Source organism: Pseudomonas sp. P110(2024), assembly GCF_057480795.1.
Genome location: NZ_JBLIYT010000001.1, coordinates 446,331 through 464,253 on the forward strand (window position 1 = coordinate 446,331; position 17,923 = coordinate 464,253).

Sequence of the window (17,923 nt, forward strand, 5' to 3'; positions counted from 1 at the left end):
TCGGCAAACCGAACCTATCATATCCAGAAATCTTCGGCAGCTTAAGGCCCCCAGGTGCAAATGAAACGAACCGCGTTCTTCATCTCCGACGGTACCGGCATCACTGCAGAAACGCTGGGCCAGAGCTTGCTCGCACAATTCGAGAGCATTCCGTTCAATAAATTCACGCGCCCCTACATCGACACGCTGGACAAGGCCCGGGCCATGGTCCAGCAGATCAACGCCGCGGCCGAGCGCGACGGGGTGCGTCCGATCATTTTCGACACCATCGTCAACCAGGACATCCGCGAGGTCATGGCCACGTCCAATGGCTTCATGATCGACATCTTCTCGACGTTTTTATCCCCGCTCGAGCAGGAATTGACCGCCCATTCGTCGTATTCCGTGGGCAAGTCCCACTCGATCGGCGGCAATTCCAACTACATGGAGCGCATCGAGGCGGTCAACTTTGCCCTCGACAACGACGACGGCGCGCGCACCCACTATTACGACAAGGCCGACCTGATCCTGGTCGGTGTGTCGCGCTGCGGCAAGACCCCGACCTGCCTGTACATGGCCATGCAGTTCGGCATCCGCGCCGCCAACTACCCGCTGACCGAGGACGACATGGAGCGCCTGCAACTGCCGGCGGTGCTGAAGAAGCACCACAGCAAGCTGTTCGGCCTGACCATCGACCCCGACCGCCTGACCGCCATCCGCCACGAGCGCAAGCCCAACAGCCGCTACTCGAGCTTTGCCCAGTGCGAGTTCGAGGTGCGCGAGGTGGAGAACCTGTTCCGTCGGGAGAACATTCCCAACATCAACTCCACGCATTTCTCGGTGGAGGAGATCTCGGCGAAGATTCTGGTGGAGAAAGGCGTGGAGCGCAGGTTCAAATAACACACCGTTCCCACAGAGATTGTGCCAGCAGATATGAAAAAGCCCCGGCATCACTGCCGGGGCTTTCTTTTACCTCAACGCCAGGCTCAGGACGGAATCACCGCCGCCTGCCCGCTCATCGCCAGGTCGACCAGCTCGCGGTTGGCCACCGCGTACATCGCATAGTCGGTGCCGCTGGCATTGCGCAGGTCGTCGAGCATGGCGCGCCAGCGCTCGACCATCACCCGGTGCTGCTCGCACCACAGCGCCACCCGTGCATCCATGTCTTGCGGCGCGTCGGCCATCTGCAACACCGAGATGGTGATCGCCCGCTGCTGCAGGTCGATGTCGTCGCGGAACGCCTCACGGGCCAGGGCCTGCCAGTTGTTCTCCACCGGCAGGTTGCTGATTTCCTGCAGGTACCAGGTCAGGTCCAGCGAGCTGCCCACGGCGAAGAAGGCCTTGGCCACCTGCGCCGGATCGTGACCGGTGACGTCCGAGGCCTCGATGATCGGCAACAGGGTGTACAGGTGGGTGGTGCCCGCCACCATGCGCGCCAGCAGTTCCGGCACGCCGGCCTCGACGAAGCCTTGGTAGCGGACCATCCAACGCTCACGGGTCGGACCTTCCAGCAACTCGTCCAGCTTCAGGCCCAACTGGGCGATCTTCGGCCCGAAGTGGGCGACATCGCGACCCGCGTCCTGCTCGTTGCGACGGCTGCGCAGGAACCAGCGGGTGGCGCGGCGGCCCAGGCGCATCAGCTCGTCCATCAGGGTCAGCTGGATCTCGGCAGGGACTTGGTAGTCCAGAGCCTCGATCTGGCGGAACCAGTGCGGCAGGTGGAAGATGTCGCGCACGATCACATAGGCGCCGGCGACGTTCGCCGGGCTCATGCCGGTGGACTCCTTCAGGCGCTGAACGAAGGTGATGCCCATGTTGTTGACCAGATCGTTGGCGATCTGGGTGCTGACGATCTCGCGCTTGAGGCGATGGCGGCGCATCGAGTCGGCGAACTTGCTTACCAGCGACGGCGGGAAGGCCGTTTCCATGTCACGGGTCAGATAGTCGTCGTCCGGCACCAGCGACTTGAGCAGTTGCTCCTTGAGATCGATCTTGCTGTACGAGATCAGCACCGACAGCTCAGCGCGGGTCAGGCCGTGACCGGCGGCCAGGCGCTCGGCCAGTTGCTCTTCGGTGGGCAGGAACTCGATGGCGCGGTCCAGCTTGCCACGGGCCTCGAGGTCGGCCATCAGGCGCTTGTACTCGGCGATTCGCTCTCGGGCGCGACGGGCAGCCAGCGACAGCGCTTGCGTCTGCTTGTAGTTGTTGCCCAGCACCAGCTCTGCGACTTCGTCTGTCATGCTGCCCAGCAGCTGGTTGCGCTGCTTCTCGGTCATGTCGCCACCCTGCACCACTTCGTTGAGCAGGATCTTGATGTTGACCTCGTGGTCGGAGCAGTCCACGCCGCCGGCGTTATCGATGAAGTCGGTGTTGGTGGCGCCGCCGTTGAGGCCGAACTCGACCCGGCCGAGCTGGGTCATGCCCAGGTTGCCGCCCTCGCCCACCACCTTGCAGCGCAGCTCGTTGCCGTTGACGCGCAGGGCGTCGTTGGCCTTGTCGCCGACATCAGCGTGGCTTTCGCTGCTGGCCTTGACGTAGGTGCCGATACCGCCGTTCCACAGCAGGTCCACCGGCGCCTGCAGCAACGCGTGCAGCAGCTCGGTCGGGGTCAGGCGGTCGGCCTCGATGGCGAAGCGTTCCTTCATCTGCGGGCTGATGGCGATGCTCTTGGCGCTGCGCGGGAAGATCCCGCCGCCTTCGGACATGATGCTGGTGTCGTAGTCGCTCCAGGCCGAGCGCGGCAGGTCGAACAGACGCTTGCGCTCGACGAAGCTGGTGGCTGGATCCGGATTCGGATCGATGAAGATGTGCAGGTGGTTGAACGCGGCCACCAGTTGCAGCTTGTCGGACATCAGCAGGCCGTTGCCGAACACGTCGCCGGCCATGTCGCCGATACCGACCACGGTGATCGGGTCTTCCTGCACGTTGATGCCGCGTTCGCGGAAGTGACGCTGCACGCCGACCCAGGCACCACGGGCGGTGATACCCATCTTCTTGTGGTCATAGCCAGCCGAGCCGCCAGAGGCGAAGGCGTCGCCCAGCCAGAAGCCATAGTCGATGGCGATGCCATTGGCGATGTCGGAGAAGGTCGCGGTGCCTTTATCGGCCGCCACCACCAGGTACGGATCGTCCTCATCGTGACGCACCACGTTGGCCGGCGGCACCACGCCACCGTCCTTGAGGTTGTCGGTGATGTCGAGCAGGCCGGAGATGAAGATGCGGTAGCACGCCACGCCTTCGGCGGCGATTTCATCACGGCTGCCGCCCAGCGGCAGGCGGCGCGGCAGGAAGCCGCCCTTGGCGCCCACCGGCACGATCACCGAGTTCTTCACCTGCTGAGCCTTGACCAGGCCGAGCACTTCGGTGCGGAAGTCCTCTTCGCGATCCGACCAGCGCAGGCCGCCGCGGGCGACGTTGCCGAAGCGCAGGTGCACGCCCTCGACCCGTGGCGAATAGACGAAGATCTCGAATTTCGGCACCGGTTTCGGCAGTTCCGGGATCAGCTTGGGGTTGAACTTGAAGCTGAAGTACGACTTGTTCTGGCCGTTGGCGTCCGGCTGGTAGAAGTTGGTGCGCAGGGTGGCCTTGATCAGGTCCAGGTAGCGACGCAGGATGCGGTCCTCGTTGAGTACCTGGACCCCGTCCAGGGCGCTGAGAATCGCCTGCTCCAGGCGCTGTTGCTTGTCGTCCAGGTCCTCCTGGGTCAGCTTGCGCGCCAGGTAGAAGCGGGTCTTGAACAACCGGGTCAGCTCGCGGGCGATGTCGGTGTGGTTGTTCAGGGTGCTGGCGATGTAGCCCAGATCGAAGCCCAGGCGAATTTGCTTGAGGTAGCGGGCATAGGCGCGCAGCAGCGCCACGTCGCGCCACGGCAGACCAGCAGTCAGCACCAGGCGGTTGAAGGCATCGTTTTCGGCGTCGCCCTTGACGATATGGACGAAGGCGTCCTGGAAGGTGTCGTTGAGCTGCTGGATATCAAGATTGAGGCCTTCGCTGTAGGTGAAGGCGAAGTCGTGGATCCAGAACTCGCGGCCGCTGGCGTGGCGCAGGCGGTACGGGAACTCGCCGAGCACGCGCAGGCCGAGGTTTTCCAGGATCGGCAGCACGTCCGACAGCGCCAGCGGCGTATCGGCGTGGTACAGCTTGCAGTGCAGCTGGCGCTCGCCCAATTGGGTCAGCGGCTGGTAGAAGCTCATGGCCAGCGGCTTGGCTTCGGACAGGTTCAGCACATGCTGCATGTCGACCACGGCCGAGTGCGCGGCGAAGCGCTCACGGTAGCCGGCCGGGAAGCCTTTCGGGAAGTCGGCCAAAATATTGGTGCCGTGGGCCTCGCCGAAGTTCTCCACCACCAGCGCCGAGAAATCGTCCTGCCACGAACGGCAGGCCTGGATCACTTCGTTTTCCAGCTGCTGCGGATCGATGTCGATGCGGTTCTTCGGGTCCACCCGCAGGATCAGCTGCACGCGGGCCAGCACCGACTCGGAGAAGAAGGTCCAGAACTCGCAGTCGGTGGCCTTCAGGCGCTCCATCAGCACCTGCTGGATCTTCTGCCGCACCTCGGTGGAGTAGATCTCACGTGGCACGTAGGCCAGGCAGTAGCAGAAGCGGCCGTACGGGTCCTTGCGCAGGAACACGCGGATCTTGTTGCGCTCCTGGATCTGCACGATCGACATGACAGTGCTGAGCAGTTCGTCGACCGGGGTCTGGAACAGGTCGTCGCGCGGCAGCACCTCGAGGACCTGGGCCAGCTCCTTGCCCAGGTGGGCTTTGGGGTCGAAGTTGGAACGGCGTTCGACCTCGGCGACCTTGCCACGGATGTACGGGATGGTGTGCACGCTCTCGCCGTACACCGACGAGGTGTACAGGCCCATGAAGCGGCATTCCTTGATGACCTTGCCGTCCTGGTCGATCTGGCGGATCGACACGTAGTCCGGGTACGCCGGGCGGTGCACGCGGCTTGGCTGCGAGGCCTTGGCGAACGACAGCAGGCGCGGCTCGCGCAGGTAGGCGACGGCGTAGTCCTCGATGCGCAGGTCGTCGGCGCCCAGGCCTGCGCGCAGCAGGCGGGCCAGGCCCAGGAACGAGGCCTCGTCGTAGACCAGGTGGCCGCCGTCGGCATCGGACTCGACAGTAAACTCCTCGTAGCCGAGGAAGGTGAAGTGGTTGTCCAGCAGCCACGACAGGAAGCTCTTGACCTCGGCCTTGTCGTTCTGCGCCGGGCCGAAGGCGTTCTGTTCCACCAACTCCAGCAGCTCGCGGATCTTGGCTTTCATCGGCTCGAAGTCGGCGACCACGCCGCGCACTTCGGCCAGCACCTGCTCCAGCTCCATGCTCAAGGTATTGAGCTCGGCGGCATTGGCGCAGCGGTCGATCTCCAGGTACATCAGCGACTCATGACGGACGCCCTCGCCCTGGGTGCCTTTTGGCAGCAGCTCGACCAGCTCGCCCTTGGCGCCGCGGCGCACGCTGAGCACGGTGGTCTGCAGGGTGTGGATGCTGTAGCCGCGGCGGTTGAGTTCGGTGCGCACCGAGTCGACCAGGAATGGCAGGTCGTGGTGCAGCACCTCGACCACGGTATGGGTCGATTGCCAGCCGTGGCGTTCGTAATCAGGGTTGTAGACCCGCACCTGCGGGTGTTCGGGGTCGAAGCGCTCGATGATGCGCCAGGCGGACAGCGTGCAGCCGGCAAGGTCCGACAGCCTGCGCTGAGTGAGTTCGTCCAGAGAGATGATGCCGAAGAACTGCTCGGCGAACAGCGCCACTTGTGGCAGGGACTGTTCGCTGATGTGCTGCGCCAGGGCCGTCTGCAGTTGATGCTGGAAGTCGGCTTTGCTGGCTGCGGTGAAAAACGCCATCTGTGGTACTCCGCTTGGGCTTTGTTATAGGTGAAGCGTCGCGTACGTCCGCCGGTACGGATCAACGATAGCCAACCCGCGGCAAGCCGGACGGTAAAACCAGGCGTTGGACATGAACGTCATGTCCACCGACTGGGCAGCTTAACGACTGAACGGTCACCGCGGCTTGCAGCGCTGCGACAATTTCGGTCAATGCGCGGTAACTTTACGTTTATCGCGGCCGCCAAGGCTGTCAGAATTCCTTTCCTTTGCCATTGACCCGAGCCGCCCATGCAACTGAAAACCGCCCTGCTCTTCGCCACCCCCTGCGACGACGAGGAAGACAACATGGCGACCCTGTGCTGCCACAGCGACAAGGGCCAGATGTTCCTGCTGACCCGTTATCCGGACGAGGACACCGTCGACCTGACCCTGGATGACGAGCCGTCGACCCTGGACGGGCTGAAGGTGACCCTGAGCGCGCAGCGGCTGCTGATCGAGGTGGCGGCGGGGGATCGTGATGCGCTGAAGGGGGATGAAACGCTGGAGATCATTCTGACCAGCGCCGGAACCGACCTGGATGAAGTGAAGGAAACGTTGCAGAACATCCTTGCCGGGACCGGGACATTCGTGTCCGAAATCTGAGCTGTTACATCGCTCCTACAGGGACCGCGCAAGCCTTCAGGAGATTGACAGGCCACTATCGAGACAGGCATTGTCTGACAACCTGACCAATAAGAACCCCTGTCCATGCTAGAGCTCCAGCGCCCCGACACCCTCGTCGAACGTGTCGTCAGCGCCATCCGCGCCGAGATCGATTCCGGCCGCCTGGCCGCCGAATCGCGCCTGCCCACCGAACAGCAACTGGCTGAACAACTCAATGTCAGCCGCTCGGTGGTGCGCGAGGCCGTGGCGCAGCTCAAGGCCGACGGGGTGCTGATCGCCCGCCGCGGGCTCGGCTCGTACATCTCGCAGACGCCCAGCGGCACGGTGTTCCGCTTCCCCGGCAGCCAGGGGCGCAAGCCGGACCTGGTGCAGATGTTCGAGATGCGCCTGTGGATCGAAACCCAGGCCGCCGCCATCGCCGCCCGCCGCCGCGACGCCGACGACCTCGCGCGCATGGCCAGCGCCCTGGGCACCATGGAAAACCCGCGTAGCGACTTCGCCACGGCCTCGGCCGCCGACGTGGCCTTCCACCGCGCCATCGCCGAAGCCAGCAAGAACGACTACTTCGTCGCCTTCCACGATTTCCTCGGCGGCCAGCTGGCCGCCGCGCGCCGCACCGCCTGGGAAAACTCCGCCACCCCGGCGGTGGGCGGTTCGGCCGATGCCCTGCGCGAGCACCGGGCGCTGTACCAAGCCATCGCCGACGGTGACCGCCAGGCGGCTGCCGGCTGCGCTGAAGCCCACCTGCGCGCCTCTGCCAAGCGCCTGAAACTCGACCTTCCCGACCTCGACTGACTCCGGAGAACCCCATCGCGACCTGGCGAGGCTTTCACGCGAACTACTTAGTCTGACAACCTGATAAGCAGATTCACCGACAAGAATACCAAGGTACCCTGCATGACCTACGACTACTGCATCATCGGCGGCGGCATCGTCGGCCTCGCCACCGCGATGGCCCTGCTCGAACGACGCCCCGGCGCTTCGCTGCTGATCCTGGAAAAGGAAGCCAGCCTCGGTCGTCACCAGACCGGCCACAACAGCGGCGTGATCCATGCCGGCATCTACTACGCCCCCGGCAGCCTCAAAGCCGACCTGTGCAAGCGCGGCGCCCAGGCCACCAAGGATTTCTGCGGCGCGCACGGCATCGCCTTCGAGGTCTGCGGCAAGCTGCTGGTGGCCTCCAACGACCAGGAAGTGCAGCGCATGCAGGCGCTGTACGAGCGCTCGCAGCACAATGGCCTGAAGGTCGAGCGCCTGGATGCCGACGCCCTGCGCGAGCGGGAGCCGAACATCGTCGGCAAGGGCGCGTTGTTCCTCGATGCCACCGGAATCGTCGACTACCAGCAAGTGTGCGACGCCATGGCCAAGGTAATCCGCCAGGCCGGCGGCGAACTGCGCCTGTCCACCACCGTGCGCGCCATCCAGGAACATGGCGACCACGTCGCGATCAGCGCCGACGGCAACGCCTGGCGCGCCCGCCAGCTGGTGGCCTGTGCTGGCCTGCAGTCCGACCGCTTGGCGCGCCAGGCCGGGGTCAGGATCGACCATCAGATCATTCCCTTCCGCGGCGAGTACTACCGCCTGCCAGCGAGCAAGAGCCAGATCGTCAACCACCTGATCTACCCGATCCCCGACCCGGAGCTGCCGTTCCTCGGCGTGCACCTGACGCGGATGATCGACGGCAGCGTCACCGTCGGCCCCAACGCGGTGCTCGGCTTTGGTCGGGAGAACTACCGCAAGTTTTCGGTGAACTGGCGCGATGTCGCCGAGTACGCGCGCTTTCCGGGCTTCTGGAAAACCCTCTGGAACAACCTCGGTTCCGGCACCACCGAGATGAAGAATTCGCTGTTCAAGCGCGGCTATCTGGAGCAGTGCCGCAAGTATTGCCCGTCCCTCGAAGTCGAGGACCTGCTGCCCTATGAAGCCGGCATCCGCGCCCAGGCGGTGATGCGCGACGGCACCCTGGTGCACGACTTCCTGTTCGCCGAGACGCCACGCATGGTGCATGTGTGCAATGCGCCGTCGCCCGCCGCCACCTCGGCGATCCCCATCGGCCAGATGATCGCCGAGAAGATTCTCCAGGCCCACTGATCCACCCGCTGCATCCACAATTACAAAGACAACAAGGAAAACCTCAATGTCGGTACACGAAACGGCCCTGGCCGCGAGCGAAACCCCCGAACAGCAACGCAAGCGCCTGCGCAAGGTGGCGGCGGCGACCATCTTCGGCTCGATGCTGGAGTGGTACGACTTCTACCTCTACGCCACCATGGCGGCGATCGTCTTCTCGAAGATCTTCTTCGACCCGAGCAACCCGGCGGTGGCCTCGCTGCTGGCGTTCTCCACCTTCGCCATCGGCTTCATCGCCCGGCCCTTCGGCGGCGTGCTGTTCGGCTACCTGGGCGATCGCTTCGGGCGCAAGCACGTGCTGGTGATCACCTTTTGCATGATGGGCCTGTGCACCATGCTGATCGGCCTGATCCCCGGCTACGCCACCATCGGCATATGGGCGCCGATCCTGCTGGTGATCATCCGCATCATCCAGGGCCTGGGCGCCGGTGCCGAACTGTCCGGCGCGGCGGTGACCTCCTACGAGCACGCCAGCGAAGGCAAGCGCGGCAGCCAGGGCGCCTGGCCGGCGCTGGGGCTGAACCTGGGCCTGCTGCTGTCGTCGCTGACCGTGTACCTGTTGACCATGAACGGCAACGAGTTCCTGCTGGCCGGCGGCTGGCGCATCCCGTTCATCGCCAGCATCGCCCTGGTGGCGGTGGGCCTGTGGGTGCGCAAGAGCATCCCCGAGACCCCGGACTTCAAGGAGCTGGACAAGGACGACGACAAGCCGCAGGTGTCGCCGCTCAAGCTGCTGTTCCGGAACGACCTCAAAGGCCTGGCGGTGGTGTTCTTCGTGGCCGTGGGCTACAACGCCCTGAGCTACATCTTCAAGACTTTCTCGCTGGCCTACCTGACCCAGTTCAAGGGCGTCGAGGCCCACGTCACCTCGCTGTCGGTGACCTTGGCCAGCCTGGTGGCGATCTTTGCCGTGCCGTTCTTCGGCTGGCTGTGCGACAAGTGGAGCAGCAAGACCGTGCTGATGCTCGGCGGGTTGCTGTCGGCGCTGTTCGCCTTTCCGTTCCTGCAACTGCTGTCGACCGGCGAGCCGATGATGATCTACCTGGCCATTGCCGTGGGCACCGGGATCCTGGCGCCGATGATGTTCGCCCCGCAGGGCTCGTTCCTCAGCCGACAGTTCCCGACCCAGACCCGCTCGTCGGGGTTCGGCACCGGGCGCGAGGTCGGTACCGCCGTGGCCGGTGGCCTGGCGCCGCTGGGCGGGCTGGCGCTGGTGGCCGGGTCGGCGACTCACTCCACCGATGGCGTGGCGTTAATCCTCGCGGTAGCCGGGGTGCTGGTGGTGGTGTTTGCGTTCCTTGACCAGGGCTGGCGGCATTCGAAGTCGAAGAATTAAGCGACACCAACGATCTTGATCTTGATCTTGATCTTGATCTTGATCTTGATCTTGATCTTGATCTTGATCTTGATCTTGATCTTGATCGCAAGGCTAACCCCTCCTCACTAGCGACAGCTACGCCAGCCCAGGCGCCGCCCGTAACTTCGCGACTTCAGGAGGCCGAACGCAGGTCTTGCGCAGGGAGGTGACGGGCATGGATGCCCGTCAAGCGCTGGGGCCCAGGATGGGCCCTGCAGCGCGGTCCTCCCGGGAGCAAGGCCGGAGTGAGGGGACCCGAAGCGAAGCGTAGGGCCGGATGAATGGAGCGAGGATTTTTTGGTTCCTTTTTGATCCTTCAAAAAGGAACTCGCCGTAAGGGCGAAAAGGTGACTATGCGTCCACATCGCAAATGAATGCACCTACAACTATCAATACCAGCACTGACCGAATTTGACTTTGACTTTTAGAGCATGTGTTTTGAAATTTACATGCGCATTCATTCGCGATGGCGACGCGAATTTACCTTTCCGCCCTTACGGCGGGTAACTTTTTGAAGGATCAAAAAGTCACCAAAAAATCCTCGCTCCATTCATCCGGCCCCTACGCTTCGCTCCGGGGTCCCCTCGTTCCGTTCTTGCTCCCGGGAGGACCGCGCTGAACGCCCCATCCTGGGGCGCAGCGCTTGACGGCCATCCATGGCCGTCACCTCCCTCCGCAAGAACTCCGCTCGGCCTCCTGAAGTCGCAATTGGTGGCGCCTGAACTATTGCGCACTTAGAAGCAAGATCAAGATCAAGATCAAGATCAAGATCAAGATCAAGATCAAGATCAAGATCAAGAAATATGAATCACCTGCAGAGCAGGAAAACACCTATGGGGGATAGTGGGCGCCGCGTTACGTGTAACTACTGCCCCCTCAAAGCGACCGCCGTCAAGAAGCAATGAAGCGCCCCCAGCAACCCCATCCAACACCTGTAACAGACTTCCCTGCCACGATAGGTTCCCACTGCCTCACCTCTATCCTTTACACGATTTTTGCAAACCGCCATTGGTCGCCACCCCCCCGGATGGATTAAAGTATCCCCCCTCGCCCGGCAAGCGCCCTCAGCGCGCCAGGGCCCATCCCCAGGAACCGCCAACGATGGAACACCGTGAAGCGCTGATCGCGCTGCGCACCTTTCTCTCCTCCCAGATCCTCGGCCAGGAAAAACTGGTCGAGCGCCTGCTGATCGTGCTCCTGGCCGACGGCCACATGCTGGTCGAAGGCGCCCCGGGCCTGGCCAAGACCAAGGCTATCAAGGAGCTCGCCGAGGGCATCGAGGCGCAATTCCATCGCATCCAGTTCACCCCCGACCTGCTGCCCGCCGACATCACCGGTACCGAGATCTACCGCCCGGAAACCGGCAGCTTCGTGTTCCAGCAAGGACCGATCTTCCACAACCTGGTGCTGGCCGACGAAATCAACCGCGCCCCTGCCAAGGTTCAATCGGCGCTGCTCGAAGCCATGGCCGAGCGCCAGGTCAGCGTTGGACGCAGCACCTACGAGTTGTCGCCGCTGTTCCTGGTGATGGCCACGCAGAACCCGATCGAGCAGGAAGGCACCTACCCGCTGCCCGAGGCCCAGCTCGACCGCTTCCTCATGCACGTCAAAATCGGCTTCCCAGACGCCGCGGTGGAGCGACGCATCCTCCTGCAAGCCCGGGGCGAGGCACTGGGTGGCGAGGTGAAGCCCGAGCGCCGGGTCAGCCAGCAGGCCATCTTCGCCGCCCGCAAGGAAATCCTCGGCCTGTACATGGCAGATGCCGTGGAGGAATATCTGGTGCAGCTGGTCATGGCCACCCGCACCCCGGCCAAGTTCGACAGTGAGCTGGCCGACTGGATCGCCTACGGCGCCAGCCCCCGCGGCTCAATCGCCCTGGACCGTTGCGCACGCGCCCACGCCTGGCTGGCCGGGCGCGACTTCGTCAGCCCCGAGGATATCCAGGCAGTGCTGTTCGACGTGCTGCGCCACCGCATCATCCTCTCGTTCGAGGCCGAGGCGGCCGGGGTCGATCAAGACCGCGTGGTCCAGCGCATCCTCGACGTCGTCGCCGTCGCCTGACCCCATGCCCACCTCGCAGTTGGCCGAACCCGGCATCCGCATCGGCCTGGCCGACCTGATCGACATGCGCCACCGCGTGCGTGAGATCCAGCTGTTCTCCCGGCCCGGCCAGCGCAGCCCGCTGGTGGGCCTGCACCACTCCAAGCTGCGTGGCCGCGGCGTGGACTTCGACCAGGTGCGGGTCTACCAGGCCGGTGACGATGTGCGCAACATCGACTGGCGCGTCACCGCGCGCACCCAGGAGCCGCACACCAAGCTTTTTCACGAAGAGCGCGAGCGGCCGATCTTCATCATGGTCGAGCAGAGCCAGCGGCTGTTCTTCGGCTCCGGGCTGATGTTCAAGTCAGTGCTGGCGGCCCAGGCCGCGGCCCTGTTCGGCTGGGCGGCGCTGGGCCACAACGACCGTATCGGCGGGCTGGTGTTCGGCGACAGCGAGCCCCACGAGATCAAGCCGAGGCGCAGCAAGCAGAGCCTGCTGCAACTGCTCAACCGCCTGGCCAAGGTCAACCAGGCCCTGCACACCGAGGCCGTGCCACAGCCCGACAGCCTGGGCCTGGCCCTGCGCCGGGCACGCGAGGTGCTGCGCCCGGGCAGCCTGGCCATCGTCATCTGTGACGAGCGTGCCCTGAGCGCCAGCGTCGAGCAGCACCTGGCGATGCTGTCGCGTCACTGCGACGTGCTGCTGATGCCGGTCAGCGACCCGCTCGACCATGCCCTGCCCGCCGCCGGCCTGCTGCGTTTCGCCCAACGCGGCGCGCAACTGGAACTCGACACGCTGGATGCCAACCTGCGCCAGGCCTACCGCCAGCAGGCCGAGGCGCGCATCGAGCGCTGGGAACTGCTGGCGCAGAAGCTGCGGGTGGTGCTGATGCCGCTGAGCACCCAGAGTGAGATGATCGAGCAATTGCGCGAATACCTGAACGCGCAGCGTCCCGGGAGCGCCAAATGAACCCCCTGGATCAGTTGCAACCGCTCATCGCACCGCCGGCCATCGGTCTGTGGCCACCGGCCCCAGGCTGGTGGCTGTTGCTCGCCTTGCTGCCATTGCTCGGCTGGGGCCTGTGGCGCCTGCGCCACTGGCGCCCAGGCAAGCGCAAGGTGGTGCGCGCCGAACTGCCGCTGGACCCGATTCGTGTCGAGGCCCTGGCCGAGCTGGCGCGCCTGCCACGCCCCTATGACGGCGCGCCGGCCGGCGCCTGGCTGCAGCAGATCAACGCCCTGCTCAAGCGCCTGTGCCGCAACCACTATCCCGGCGCCAACAGCCACACCCTCAATGGCCGGCAGTGGCTGGCGTTTCTCGACAACCGCTGCCCGGCCGCCGGCCTGACCCGTTGGATGGTACTGGTCGAAGGCGCCTACAAGCCCGAGTGCAAGCTCGACGACAAGGCCATCGCCGGGCTCACCCAGGCGGTCGAAACCTGGATCCGCAAGCATGTTTGAACTGGCCTGGCCGTGGATCTTCCTGCTGTTGCCGCTGCCCTGGCTGGCGCGCTTGGCGCTGCCTGCCGCCGACAGCGGCGAGCCGGTGCTCAAGGTGGGCTTTCTCGACGAACTCGAAGGCCTGGCCGGGCGCCGCGCGCGGCTGAACCTGCCAACCTGGCGCCAGCAGGCGCCGTTCATCCTGATCTGGCTACTGCTGTTGCTGGCCGCCGCCCGCCCACAGTGGCTGGGCGATCCGCTGCCGGTGTCGGCCAGTGGCCGCGACCTGCTGGTGGCAGTGGATGTGTCGGGCTCCATGGACTTCCCCGACATGCAGTGGAAGGACGACGAGATCAGCCGTCTGGACCTGGTCAAGGCGCTGATGGGCGACTTCCTCCAGGACCGCCAGGGCGACCGCGTCGGCCTGATCCTGTTCGGCAGCCAGGCCTACCTGCAGGCCCCGCTGACCTTCGACCGGCGTACCGTGCGCACCTTCCTCGACGAGGCGCAGATCGGCATCGCCGGCAAGAACACCGCCATCGGCGACGCCATCGGCCTGGCGGTCAAGCGTCTGCGCCAGCGCCCGGCGCAAAGTCGGGTGCTGATCCTGATCACCGATGGCGCCAACAACGGCGGGCAGATCCACCCACTGACCGCCGCCCGCCTGGCCGCCCAGGAAGGCGTGCGCATCTACACCATCGGCATCGGTGCCAACCCTGAGGCCAGCGGCACGCCGGGCCTGCTCGGGCTGAACCCGAGCCTGGACCTGGACGAAGCCTCGCTCAAGGAAATCGCCGAAATTACCCACGGCAGCTACTTCCGCGCCCACGACGGCGCCGAGCTGAACGCCATCGGCGACACCCTTGACCAACTGGAACCGGTGGCCCAGCAGCCGACCCAGGCGCGCACCGCCCACGCGCTGTACGCCTGGCCGCTGGCCCTGGCGTTGCTGCTCAGCGTGCTGCTGGTGGTGGCCGTGCAGTGGCCGGACAACCTGCTGCAACGCCTGCTGCGCAAGCCACGCTTCCTGCAGCCCCACCCGGAATGGCGCCAGCGCCTCAAGCGCCTGCGCCTGAGGAGGCGGCGATGATCGAACTCTGGCCCCAATGGCTGCGCCCGCTCTGGCTGCTGGTGCTGCCCCTGCTCGGCTGGCTGCTGTTCAAGCTCTGGCATCGGCGCAAGCGCGCCGGGCGCTGGCAGTTGATCCTGCCGCAGCCGTTCCACGCGGTCTTGCTTGGCGGCGGCAGCGGCAGCACCAGCAAGCTGCCTTGGATCGCCCTGGGCCTGGCCTGGCTGCTGATCGTCCTGGCCCTGCTCGGGCCGAGTTGGCAGCGCCTGGAAGAAACCCGCCAACGCCCGGCCGACCCGCTGGTGATCCTGCTCGAACTGACGCCGCAGATGCTCGCCGAGGACAGCACGCCGAACCGCCTGGAACAGGCCCGGCGCAAGATCCTCGACCTGCTTGAGCACCGTCGCGACAGCCAGACCGCGCTGATCGTCTACGCAGGCTCCGCCCACACCCTGGTGCCGCTATCCGATGACCTGGGCACCACGCGCAACCTGCTCGAGGCCGTCGACCCGTCGATCATGCCGCAGCCCGGCCAGCGTGCCGACCTCGCCGTGCACAAGGGCCTGGCCCTGCTCGCCCAGAGCGGCCTCGGCCAGGGTCGCCTGCTACTGATCGGCTCGTCGCTGAGTGAACCGGAGCGCGAAGGCATTCGACAGGCCCTCGGGCGCCAGGGCCCAAACCTGCTGATGCTGGGCGTCGGCAGCGCCGAGGGTGCACCGGTACGCCAGGCCAACGGCGAGTACCTGAAGGACGACCAGGGCGGCATCCTCCTGCCACGCCTGGACAGCGCCTCGCTGAAAAGCTTCATCGGCTCGACCGGCGGGCGTTACCGCCATGCCCGCATCGACGACCTCGACCTGCGCGGCCTGGGCTTGTTCGACAACCCGCGACTGTTGCACAACGATGGCCAGACCCTGCAACTGGACAGCTGGGCCGACCAGGGCTACTGGCTGCTGTTGCCCCTGCTGCTGCTAGCCGCCTGCGCTGGCCGGCGCGGCTGGTTGTTCTGCCTGCCGCTGCTGCTGGCCTTGCCGCAACCGAGCCAGGCCTTCGAATTCAATGACCTGTGGCTACGCCCCGACCAGCAGGGCCAGCGCCTGCTGGAGCGGCAACGCCCGGCCCAGGCGGCCCGCCACTTCGAGGACAGCCAGTGGCGCGGCATGGCCCTGTACCAGGCCGGCGATTTCGAAGGCGCCGCCGCCGCCTTCGCCCAGGCCGGCACAGCGGCCGCCCACTACAATCGGGGTAATGCCCTGGCCCGCGCCGGGGAACTGGAGGCGGCGCTGGACGCCTATGAACAGGCCCTGGAACGCCAACCCGACCTGAAGGCCGCACTGGACAACCAGGCCCTGGTCCAGCAACTGTTGCAACAACGCCAGGCCAGCGCCGAGACCCAACCGAACAACGCCGATGCCCAAGGCACACCCGGCAGCGAAACCGAAGGCAACAGCAGCTCGACCAGCAGCCAGGCCCAGGGCACGCCAGGCAGCGACGAACAGGCCCAGGGCCAGCAGAACGGCGACAGCCAGGGCAACACCCAGGCCCCGCCCGGCGCTGCCGGCGGCGATGACGACAGCCTCACCCAGCCGCCCCAGCGGCCGCTCTCCACCAGCCTCGACGCCGAACAGCGCCAGGCCCTGGAGCAATGGCTGCGGGAGATCCCCGACAACCCGGCGGAACTGCTGCGGCGCAAATTCTGGTACGAACAGCAATTGCATCAGGAAACCCCACGATGAGTCGCCTCGGCGTCTTTCTCCTAGGCCTGCTGTGGAGCCTCGCGGCCCAGGCCGAACCGATCCTGCAGGCCAGCGTCGACCGCACGCGCCTGGAAGCCGGCGAAACCCTGGAACTCACCCTCGAGAGCCAGGACGTCACCCAGTTCGGCAAGCCCGACCTGCGCTCCCTCGAGCCCGACTTCGAGGTGCGCGGCACGCGCCAGCTCAACAGCTTGCATACCCTGGACGGCGAAACCCGCGCCAGCACCCGCTGGATCATCACCCTGCTGCCCCGGCGCAGCGGCAGCCTGCGCATTCCCGAGCTGCAGCTGGGCCAATCGCGCAGCCAGGCCATCGAACTGCAGGTGCAGCAGGCCGACAGCCAGCGCCCGGACGCGGCTGCGCAGGTGTTCGTCGAGGCCACCCTGGACAGCAGCGAGGTCTATGTCCAGGCCCAGGCCGTGTTGACCCTGCGCATCTACCATTCGGTGGCGCTGTACGACGACAGCAGCCTCAGCCCACTGCAGCTGGAAAACGCCAAGGTCGACCCGCTGGGCGAGTCGCGCACCTACGAGAAGGACATCAACGGCGTGCGTCACGGGGTGATCGAGACCCGTTATGCGATCTATCCGCAACAGAGCGGCAGCCTTGAAGTGCCGCCGCTGCGCTTCACCGCCACCGCCGCCGACAATGGCGAACAACCGGCCGGCACGCCGCGGGTCGGTCGCCAGGTGCAGGTCAGCTCGCTGCCGCTGCGTCTGACGGTCAAGCCGATCCCGGCCAGCTACCCGGCCGACCGCCCTTGGCTGCCGGCCCGCAACCTGACCCTGGAAGAACACTGGAACCCCGACCCGGAGCGCCAGCCGACGCAGATCGGCGACTCGCTCACGCGCAACATCACCGTGCGCGCCGAGGGCCTGTCGAGCACCCAGTTGCCGCCACTGCCGGCCACCGAAGCCGCCGGTCTGCGCCGCTACCCCGACCAGCCGCTGCTGCGCAACGAGATCGGCGAGCGCGGCATGGTCGCCAACCGCGAAGAGCGCGAGGCGCTGGTGCCGACCCACGCTGGCGAGCTGGCCTTGCCGGCGCTGGAGGTGACCTGGTGGAACACCCGCGAAGACCACCTGGAGCACAGCAGCCTGCCGGCCCGCACCCTGAACGTGCAGGACAACCCGGCGCTGAGCGCCGACACCCCGGCCGGCGACGGCAACCTGAGCCCCGGCCCGCTCTGGCCCTGGCAACTGGCCACGCTGGTCCTGGCCCTGACCACCCTGCTCGGCTTCACCCTGTGGTGGCGGGCCCGCTCGCAACCGGCGGTGCTGCGCGCGGCACAGACCGGCCCGAGCCCGCGCACGCTGCTCGATGACCTCAAGCGCGCCTGCCAGGCCAACGACCCGCAGGCCACCCGCCAGGCGCTGGACGCCTGGGCCCGGCAGCAGCCGGAAACCCTGGCCGAGATGGCGGCGCGCTTCGTGCCGTTGTCCGATGCGCTGGATGGGTTGAATGGCGCGTTGTACAGCGAGAGCGGGCAATACTGGCACGGCGACGAGCTGTGGCGCGCGATTGGCGCGATTCCGCCGGCCGAGCAGGTGCTGGCGCCGTCGGGCGAAGCCGGCAGCTTGCCGCCGCTGTATCCCAAGTAGCCTCATCGCGGGGCAAGCCCGCTCCCACGGCCCCGCGATGAGTTACCATAGCG

The 17,923-nt window shown here is 65.8% G+C and carries 12 protein-coding genes; 11 read left to right on the forward strand and 1 reads right to left on the reverse strand.

Annotated elements, in window-relative coordinates; translation table 11 throughout:
- Positions 1-60: 60 nt before the first annotated feature.
- Positions 61-879 carry a posphoenolpyruvate synthetase regulatory kinase/phosphorylase PpsR gene (ppsR, locus tag AC25ND_RS02220; RefSeq protein ID WP_028692934.1) on the forward strand — a complete coding sequence of 273 codons (819 nt, stop codon included), beginning with the start codon at positions 61-63 and terminating at the stop codon, positions 877-879.
- An 86-nt stretch (positions 880-965) separates the two neighbouring features.
- On the opposite strand, the gene AC25ND_RS02225 is transcribed toward ppsR, so the two are convergent.
- Positions 966-5,831, reverse strand: coding sequence for an NAD-glutamate dehydrogenase (locus tag AC25ND_RS02225; protein ID WP_486976069.1), 4,866 nt, complete (start codon positions 5,829-5,831; stop codon positions 966-968).
- Between the two features lie 270 nt (positions 5,832-6,101).
- Here AC25ND_RS02225 and AC25ND_RS02230 point away from each other — a divergent pair, with 270 nt between their 5' ends.
- From AC25ND_RS02230 to AC25ND_RS02275, 10 genes are all read left to right on the forward strand, one after another.
- Positions 6,102-6,455: a hypothetical protein gene (locus AC25ND_RS02230; RefSeq protein WP_028692932.1), complete on the forward strand. Its 354-nt coding sequence runs from the start codon at positions 6,102-6,104 to the stop codon at positions 6,453-6,455.
- A 105-nt stretch (positions 6,456-6,560) separates the two neighbouring features.
- The gene (locus AC25ND_RS02235) at positions 6,561-7,271 is read left to right on the forward strand and encodes a FadR/GntR family transcriptional regulator (RefSeq protein ID WP_028692931.1); all 711 of its coding nucleotides are present in this window, start codon (positions 6,561-6,563) and stop codon (positions 7,269-7,271) included.
- A 102-nt stretch (positions 7,272-7,373) separates the two neighbouring features.
- Positions 7,374-8,567, forward strand: a complete 1,194-nt coding sequence (lhgO, locus tag AC25ND_RS02240; protein ID WP_486976070.1) for an L-2-hydroxyglutarate oxidase — start codon at positions 7,374-7,376, stop codon at positions 8,565-8,567.
- Positions 8,568-8,613: 46 nt separating this feature from the next.
- Entirely contained in the window at positions 8,614-9,942 is a 1,329-nt protein-coding gene (locus tag AC25ND_RS02245; protein ID WP_028692929.1) for an MFS transporter, read from the forward strand.
- A 1,122-nt stretch (positions 9,943-11,064) separates the two neighbouring features.
- Positions 11,065-12,024, forward strand: coding sequence for an AAA family ATPase (locus tag AC25ND_RS02250; protein WP_011532987.1), 960 nt, complete (start codon positions 11,065-11,067; stop codon positions 12,022-12,024).
- Between the two features lie 4 nt (positions 12,025-12,028).
- Positions 12,029-12,973 carry a DUF58 domain-containing protein gene (locus AC25ND_RS02255; RefSeq protein ID WP_028692928.1) on the forward strand — a complete coding sequence of 315 codons (945 nt, stop codon included), beginning with the start codon at positions 12,029-12,031 and terminating at the stop codon, positions 12,971-12,973.
- Positions 12,970-13,464: a DUF4381 domain-containing protein gene (locus AC25ND_RS02260; protein WP_062363855.1), complete on the forward strand. Its 495-nt coding sequence runs from the start codon at positions 12,970-12,972 to the stop codon at positions 13,462-13,464. Before AC25ND_RS02255 ends, AC25ND_RS02260 begins: the two co-directional genes overlap by 4 nt.
- Entirely contained in the window at positions 13,457-14,533 is a 1,077-nt protein-coding gene (locus tag AC25ND_RS02265) for a vWA domain-containing protein (protein WP_028692926.1), read from the forward strand. The genes AC25ND_RS02260 and AC25ND_RS02265 overlap by 8 nt, the downstream gene beginning before the upstream one ends.
- Positions 14,530-16,248 (forward strand): vWA domain-containing protein, encoded by a 1,719-nt coding sequence (locus tag AC25ND_RS02270; RefSeq protein WP_062363853.1) that lies wholly within the window; start codon positions 14,530-14,532, stop codon positions 16,246-16,248. Before AC25ND_RS02265 ends, AC25ND_RS02270 begins: the two co-directional genes overlap by 4 nt.
- Complete coding sequence (locus AC25ND_RS02275; RefSeq protein WP_088852622.1) at positions 16,245-17,870, forward strand: BatD family protein; 1,626 nt, start codon at positions 16,245-16,247, stop codon at positions 17,868-17,870. The genes AC25ND_RS02270 and AC25ND_RS02275 overlap by 4 nt, the downstream gene beginning before the upstream one ends.
- Positions 17,871-17,923 lie beyond the last annotated feature (53 nt).

Coding starts and splice junctions, on each gene's coding strand:
- AC25ND_RS02275 (WP_088852622.1), top strand. CDS start 16,245: ATGAGTCGCCTCGGCGTCTTTCTCCTAGGCCTGCTGTGGAGCCTCGCG.
- AC25ND_RS02250 (WP_011532987.1), top strand. CDS start 11,065: ATGGAACACCGTGAAGCGCTGATCGCGCTGCGCACCTTTCTCTCCTCC.
- AC25ND_RS02235 (WP_028692931.1), top strand. CDS start 6,561: ATGCTAGAGCTCCAGCGCCCCGACACCCTCGTCGAACGTGTCGTCAGC.
- AC25ND_RS02260 (WP_062363855.1), top strand. CDS start 12,970: ATGAACCCCCTGGATCAGTTGCAACCGCTCATCGCACCGCCGGCCATC.
- AC25ND_RS02255 (WP_028692928.1), top strand. CDS start 12,029: ATGCCCACCTCGCAGTTGGCCGAACCCGGCATCCGCATCGGCCTGGCC.
- AC25ND_RS02230 (WP_028692932.1), top strand. CDS start 6,102: ATGCAACTGAAAACCGCCCTGCTCTTCGCCACCCCCTGCGACGACGAG.
- lhgO (WP_486976070.1), top strand. CDS start 7,374: ATGACCTACGACTACTGCATCATCGGCGGCGGCATCGTCGGCCTCGCC.
- ppsR (WP_028692934.1), top strand. CDS start 61: ATGAAACGAACCGCGTTCTTCATCTCCGACGGTACCGGCATCACTGCA.
- AC25ND_RS02225 (WP_486976069.1), bottom strand. CDS start 5,831: ATGGCGTTTTTCACCGCAGCCAGCAAAGCCGACTTCCAGCATCAACTG.
- AC25ND_RS02270 (WP_062363853.1), top strand. CDS start 14,530: ATGATCGAACTCTGGCCCCAATGGCTGCGCCCGCTCTGGCTGCTGGTG.
- AC25ND_RS02265 (WP_028692926.1), top strand. CDS start 13,457: ATGTTTGAACTGGCCTGGCCGTGGATCTTCCTGCTGTTGCCGCTGCCC.
- AC25ND_RS02245 (WP_028692929.1), top strand. CDS start 8,614: ATGTCGGTACACGAAACGGCCCTGGCCGCGAGCGAAACCCCCGAACAG.